The organism is Kitasatospora sp. NPDC001175, assembly GCF_053598215.1.
Genome location: NZ_JBSFJU010000007.1, coordinates 192,930 through 198,345 on the forward strand (window position 1 = coordinate 192,930; position 5,416 = coordinate 198,345).

At 72.4% G+C, this 5,416-nt stretch carries 9 protein-coding genes; 7 read left to right on the plus strand and 2 right to left on the minus strand.

Features of this window, described 5'->3' with window-relative positions:
• Positions 1-468: hypothetical protein (locus ACWDAK_RS08215; protein WP_449806448.1), on the minus strand; the 468-nt coding region annotated here is incomplete at its 3' end.
• A 452-nt stretch (positions 469-920) separates the two neighbouring features.
• Between ACWDAK_RS08215 and ACWDAK_RS08220 the strand changes: the two genes are divergently transcribed.
• Positions 921-1,052, plus strand: coding sequence for a hypothetical protein (locus tag ACWDAK_RS08220; RefSeq protein ID WP_427396085.1), 132 nt, complete (start codon positions 921-923; stop codon positions 1,050-1,052).
• 223 nt (positions 1,053-1,275) lie between these two features.
• Here ACWDAK_RS08220 and ACWDAK_RS08225 read toward each other — a convergent pair whose 3' ends face one another.
• Positions 1,276-1,842 (minus strand): helix-turn-helix domain-containing protein, encoded by a 567-nt coding sequence (locus ACWDAK_RS08225; protein WP_344637111.1) that lies wholly within the window; start codon positions 1,840-1,842, stop codon positions 1,276-1,278.
• Positions 1,843-1,922: 80 nt separating this feature from the next.
• Between ACWDAK_RS08225 and ACWDAK_RS08230 the strand changes: the two genes are divergently transcribed.
• The 6 genes from ACWDAK_RS08230 to ACWDAK_RS08255 all read left to right on the plus strand — a co-directional run.
• Positions 1,923-2,102, plus strand: a complete 180-nt coding sequence (locus ACWDAK_RS08230; protein WP_344637112.1) for a hypothetical protein — start codon at positions 1,923-1,925, stop codon at positions 2,100-2,102.
• The gene (locus tag ACWDAK_RS08235) at positions 2,099-2,944 is read left to right on the plus strand and encodes a class I SAM-dependent methyltransferase (protein WP_344637113.1); all 846 of its coding nucleotides are present in this window, start codon (positions 2,099-2,101) and stop codon (positions 2,942-2,944) included. Before ACWDAK_RS08230 ends, ACWDAK_RS08235 begins: the two co-directional genes overlap by 4 nt.
• A 25-nt stretch (positions 2,945-2,969) precedes the next feature.
• Complete coding sequence (locus tag ACWDAK_RS08240; protein ID WP_427396086.1) at positions 2,970-3,266, plus strand: heavy-metal-associated domain-containing protein; 297 nt, start codon at positions 2,970-2,972, stop codon at positions 3,264-3,266.
• 103 nt (positions 3,267-3,369) lie between these two features.
• The gene (locus tag ACWDAK_RS08245; RefSeq protein ID WP_344637115.1) at positions 3,370-3,642 is read left to right on the plus strand and encodes a hypothetical protein; all 273 of its coding nucleotides are present in this window, start codon (positions 3,370-3,372) and stop codon (positions 3,640-3,642) included.
• Between the two features lie 18 nt (positions 3,643-3,660).
• Positions 3,661-4,071: a metal-sensitive transcriptional regulator gene (locus ACWDAK_RS08250; RefSeq protein ID WP_425557633.1), complete on the plus strand. Its 411-nt coding sequence runs from the start codon at positions 3,661-3,663 to the stop codon at positions 4,069-4,071.
• A 584-nt stretch (positions 4,072-4,655) separates the two neighbouring features.
• The coding region (locus ACWDAK_RS08255) for an MGDG synthase family glycosyltransferase (protein ID WP_449806449.1) at positions 4,656-5,416 on the plus strand (761 nt) is incomplete at its 3' end.

Here is a 5,416-nt window from a genome sequence, read left to right on the forward strand (position 1 = left end):
CGGCTCCCCACCATTGCCATGGTCCTCGTCGCGCTCCCCACCATTGCCATGGTCCTCGTCGCGCTCCCCACCATTGCCATGGTCCTCGTCGCGCTCCTCGCAGCGCTCGTCGCAATGGCTACCCCGCGGGGTTACCCACGCGAGGCCGGGCAGCTCCGCCGGTCCGGCCGTCCGGTGGCGGTTCTCCCACTCCGGCGCACCCTCGAATTCCTGCGACTCGATGCCGTCGGCGCCTTCGTCGGCCTGCGCAGCACCCTCTTCGGGAGGTGCCATTTCGGGGCTGACACTGTCCTCCGTTCCTGCCTGGCCGAGAAGCGCGTCCACCCAGGGGGAATTGCTCGTCCCCATGTCGCCGGGCATGACGTCCGAGGTCCAGTCGGAGTGCGCGTGCGCTGGGCTGCCTCCCAGCACTACCAGGGCGAACGAGGTCAGTCCCGACACGACGAGACCGGCTGCGCGGGTCTTCATGATGCTCCCAATGTGATCGGCAAAGCGGATTCTCTGTCTACAACAAGGGCCGATTTATCCAGCGCATACACACAGCACGATCAAAATATCGATGTGGTTATTAACCCGAACGGCCTTGCGTAGCGCCGCATCGCGATACCCAAAGGGAGCATTTCTTCGTTTATATGACTGCATATATTCGAATCTCAGTCCGGATCGAGCCGTGGCATCCACCCGCCAACACGTGGCCCCCGCACCCGTCACTGGCTCGGGTCCGGCTCCGCGGCCGAGACTGGCGGACGACCCCGGGTGCTCTCGTGGCACCGGCCGTCCCCGGCGGGGCACCTGCGCGCACTCCGGAGGAGCCATGGCCATCCGCAGCCTGTCCGGGCCCGCCCCGCTCGCGTCCCCTCGACCCCCCTCACGACATCCGCCGGCCGGCCGGCATCCGTTGGACCCCGGGGGTGGAGTCGATGGCGCCTCCCACCCCGCACACCACCTGGCTGCAGGACTTCCTGCTCAACCCGCACGCCGCGGACATCGTCGGCTATCTGAGAGCGGCCCGCCGCACCGGCGGCCCGGTCCTCGATCTGGGCGCCGCATGAAGGGCAGTCGCCCCTGACGAACTTCCCGTACAGCGCGCGCTCGCACGGTCCGCAGTACGGCAGCACCCGGGTGCGCGCCACCAGGACGCCGTCGGCGTGGAGCCAGCGGAGCAGCGAGGTCACGAAGGGGGGCGGTGGTCCTCGTCCCGGCCGGGCCGGACCAGTCGGTCGAACTCGACACCGGCCCGGTGCCGAGCACGGAGGAACTCCCCCTGCCCGACACCTACTTCGCGCGCGGCTTCGCGCGGACGTGCATCCGCTCGCCCTGCGGCCCGAACAGGCTGAGGATCTCCACCGGTCCCTCCCCCGTACTGCCGAACCAGTGCGGCAACCGGGTGTCGAACTCGGCGGCCTCCCCCGGCTTGAGCACTATGTCGTGCTCGGCGAGCACCAGCCGCAGTCTGCCGCTGAGCACGTACAGCCACTCGTGGCCCTCGTGCGTCCGGGGCTCCGGCTTGCTGCGACTGGTGCCGACGACCATCTTGAACGCCTGCGGTCCGCCGGGCTGCCGGGTCAGCGGGATCACCGTCGAGTCGCCGCGCTCCACCGGCTTCAGCCGCACCCGCGGGTCGCCGACCGGTGGCGCGTCGACCAACTCGTCCAGCGGGACCTGGTAGGCCTGCGCGATCGGCAGCAGCAGCTCCAGGCTCGGTCTGCGCTGTCCCGACTCCAGCCGGGAGAGCGTACTGACCGAGATCCCGGTGGTCTCGGACAGCGTGGCGAGCGTGCACCCGCGCTGTTGGCGGATGCTCCTGAGCCTGGGCCCGACGGCGGCGAGTACATCTTCCATCCCCCTATTGCAGAAATGGCAACATGGTTTGTCAACTGAGAGCGCCCGGGCGCATGGTCGGCGGCAGGAGGTGTCCAACCATGCACGTGGAACTGGCCGTCGGCGGTGGCGTCGGCAGACCGGATGCCGCGCCGCTGCCGTCCCGGGCCCGCCGTCGGACCGCGGCCGCCGGGGCGGCGGCCGTGCGTGCGTTGAACCCGGACCCCATCGACGGAGAACTGGCCGGCGCACTGCCGGACGAACTGCTGGAGCTGGTGTGACGAACGACTTCGACTGGGCCGCGATGGCTGATCTGCTGGAGGTGGAGGGTGAGACGCACAGCCCCTATGTGCGCCAGGCCTTCGAGGAGTTGCGGCAGCTGACCGACTTCAGTCCGCGCCGGATCCTGGACGTGGGCAGTGGTCCGGGTGTCGCGGCCTGCTGCCTGGCCGCCCTCTTCCCGCAGGCCGAGGTCGCGGCGGTGGACGGGACGCCGGAGCTACTGGCCCGCGCGCAGGAGCGGGCCGGGCGACTGGGCGTCCGGCTGCGCACCAGACTGGCTGAATTCCCCTCGGACCTGGGCGAGTTGGGCCCGGCCGACCTGGTGTGGTCGGGCCAGGTGGTGCACCATGTCGGCGACCAGCAGGACGCGCTCGACCAACTGGCCGGCCTGCTGCGCCCGGGCGGCGCGCTGGCCATCGTCGAGGGCGGTCTGCCGGCCCGCTGGCTGCCGCGCGACCTGGGCTTCGGACGTCCCGGGCTGCAGGAGCGGCTGGACGTCGCGACGGCCGACCGGTTCGCCCGGATGCGGGCCGAACTGCCCGGCACGGTCACGGTGGTCGAGGACTGGCCCGGCATGCTGCGGGCCGCCCGGCTCACCGAGGTGCGCAGCCGCACGTTCCTGGTGGACCACCCCGCGCCGCTCGCCGAGGGTCCGCGGCGGTCGGTGCGACGGCTGCTGGAACGGCAGCGTGCGACGCTGGACGGGGCACTGGACAGCGAGGACCTGGCGGTGCTGGACCGGCTGCTCGACCCTGCCGACCCGGCGGGTGTCGACCGGCGGTCCGACCTGTTCCTGCTGACCGCGAAGACCGTGCACTTCGGCCGTCGGCCCCGCGCGTGAGAGAGATCCAGCAAGGGAGCATCCGATGCCCGAGAACCTCCTCACCGAAGACGTCGCCCAGGTCGCAGGTTCCTGCTGCGGCGGCGGCTCGTGCAGCACCGCCCCCGTCGCCGAGGCCGGCACCCGGGCGGTCTACGTCGTCAAGGGCATGACCTGCGGACACTGCGCCGGTTCCGTCACTGCGGAGCTGAAGAGGATCGCGGGCGTCACCGCTGTCGCCGTCGACCTCGCCACCGGCGTCGTCACCGTCGACAGCGAGCAGCCGCTGGACCGCGCAGCCGTCGCCGAGGCCATCGACGAGGCCGGGTACGAGCTGGTCTGACCCGCCGGCCACCGAAGCCCCGGGGGTGGCGCGCCGTCGACCCGCGGCGCACCACCCCCGGGCCACCCTCGCCCGCTGGTCCGCGAAGCGCCCCGGATCGGACGTGGACGCGCTAAGCGAGCACCGGCCCGCGGCGCCGACGACGACACCCGGGGCCGGCTCGGCACAGCCGAGGAGCACCGCCTTCGCCCTCGGCCAGTGCCTGGGCCCGCTGCTGGCGGGCACGCTCTCCGGCGGCCCGAGCGGGACCGCCGCCGGGCTGGCGATCGGCGCGGTACTCCTGGCGCCGGCCGCCGCCGCCGCGCTCGCCCAGCAGGCCCGAACCGTCCCGGCAGTCCCGGCCGGATCCGTTTCCACGGATACCGCCCCCGGGTAAAGTAGGCTGGCCGGTGGCGTGGCACACGCCCGTCAGACGGCCGCCGCGAGTGACACACCGGCAGATCCGGCCGGCATCGCCGATGGAGGTGTCCGCCCGGCAGGGCGGGAGCCGAGCACTTCAGGGAACCGGAGTAGGCCCATGGTCGAGCACAGCTACAGCAACCACAAGGACGACGTCCTCAAGAGACTGCGCCGCATCGAGGGCCAGATCCGCGGCCTCCAGCGGATGGTCGAGCAGGACACCTACTGCATCGACGTCCTCACCCAGGTCTCCGCGAGCACCCGCGCGCTCCAGTCCTTCGCGCTGCAGATGCTGGAGGAGCACCTCGCGCACTGCGTGAGCAACGCCGTCAGCGCCGGCGGCGACGAGGCCGCGCTCAAGCTCAAGGAAGCCAACGCCGCGATCGCCCGGCTGGTCCGCTCCTGATCTCCGCACCGGAGCCCGCCGCGGCCTTGGCTTGGCCCTGAACCCCACCAAGAAACGATCTTGGTGGGGTTCAAGGCCAAACTGAACCAGAACCGACGTGGCAGGGCCGACTCCGCCGCCCGCGCTCTTCGTTCCGCGGCGGGATCCGCGGAACGAAGACCTCCGGGATTCGGTGGTCCGCGCCACGGGGCCGGATGCCGTCCGCTTCGGCGCAGCCTGCCCCGGCAGCTTCCGTGGTCTGCCCAGGCTCACTGCCGGGGCAGGCTGCTTTCACCGCTCGCCGCCCCGGCGAACTCCCGCCCCGCTCACCCGGTGAACTCCCGCTCCACTCTTCGCCGTTGCCCCCGTCCGCGGCCTCTCGCCGATCCTGCCGGCGGCGTCCCCTGCCGCCGCGAACCGTGCGAGGCGGCCGGGTCACGGACTCCGCGCGTACTGAAGTGATCTTCAGCTTGCTTCAGGCTGGCTTCAGGCTTCCGGAGTGATGCTGAGCCGCACCGCCGGACGGAGGTTTCCGGCGCAGTGTCCCGCGCGAGGAGCCCTGGATGCCTCAGCCCCACACCCCGAAGCCATCGAAGAGCGGAGCCATGGGCACCGCAGCGACGGCCGAGGCCGAGGTCCGCCATCTGGCGGTGGTCGGTGGCCGTCGGGCTCCGCGGACGGACCGTACGCCGCCCCGCCGGGTCACGGTGGTGTCCGCGAGCATCGGCGCCGGCCACGACGGCGCGGCCCGCGAACTGGTGCGCCGCCTACGGCAGTTCGGACTCACCGTGGACTGCCATGACTTCCTGGACCTGCTGCCGCCCGGCTGGGGCCGGCTGCTGCGCGCGAGCTACGCACTGGAGCTGCGGGTCGCGCCCTGGGCCTGGGGCCGGCTGCTGGAGGGCCTGCAGCGGCACCGGTGGTCAGCGGCGCTGGTCAGCGCGCTCGCGGCCCGCGCCGCCGCCCGCCGGACCCGGACGCTGCTCGGCCCCGACACCGGCGCCGTGGTGTCCACCTACCCGCTGGCCAGCCAGGCCCTGGGCCGGCTCCGTAGGCGCGGCCAACTCGCCGCCCCACTGGTCACCTTCCTCACCGACATGTCGGTGCACCCGCTCTGGGTGGCACGAGGCGTCGATCTGCACCTCGCCCTGCACCCGGTCGCCGCCGCCCAGGCGCGCGGGCACCTGGCCCGGGGCGTGCTGGTCAGCGGCCCGCTGGTCGGGCGGGAGTTCCGCCCGGCGGCCTCGACGGACGAACGGCTCTGCGAGCGGCTGCGGTTCGGCCTGCCCACCGACCGTCCCGTCGCACTGGTGGTGGCCGGCTCCTGGGGCGTGGGCGAGGTGGAACTCGCCGCCCGGGAGATCGC

What these genes read in the sequence shown, in the direction of transcription:
- ACWDAK_RS08220 (WP_427396085.1), top strand. Translation starts at nt 921, where the DNA reads ATGGCGCCTCCCACCCCGCACACCACCTGGCTGCAGGACTTCCTGCTC.
- ACWDAK_RS08230 (WP_344637112.1), top strand. Translation starts at nt 1,923, where the DNA reads ATGCACGTGGAACTGGCCGTCGGCGGTGGCGTCGGCAGACCGGATGCC.
- ACWDAK_RS08240 (WP_427396086.1), top strand. Translation starts at nt 2,970, where the DNA reads ATGCCCGAGAACCTCCTCACCGAAGACGTCGCCCAGGTCGCAGGTTCC.
- ACWDAK_RS08225 (WP_344637111.1), bottom strand. Translation starts at nt 1,842, where the DNA reads ATGGAAGATGTACTCGCCGCCGTCGGGCCCAGGCTCAGGAGCATCCGC.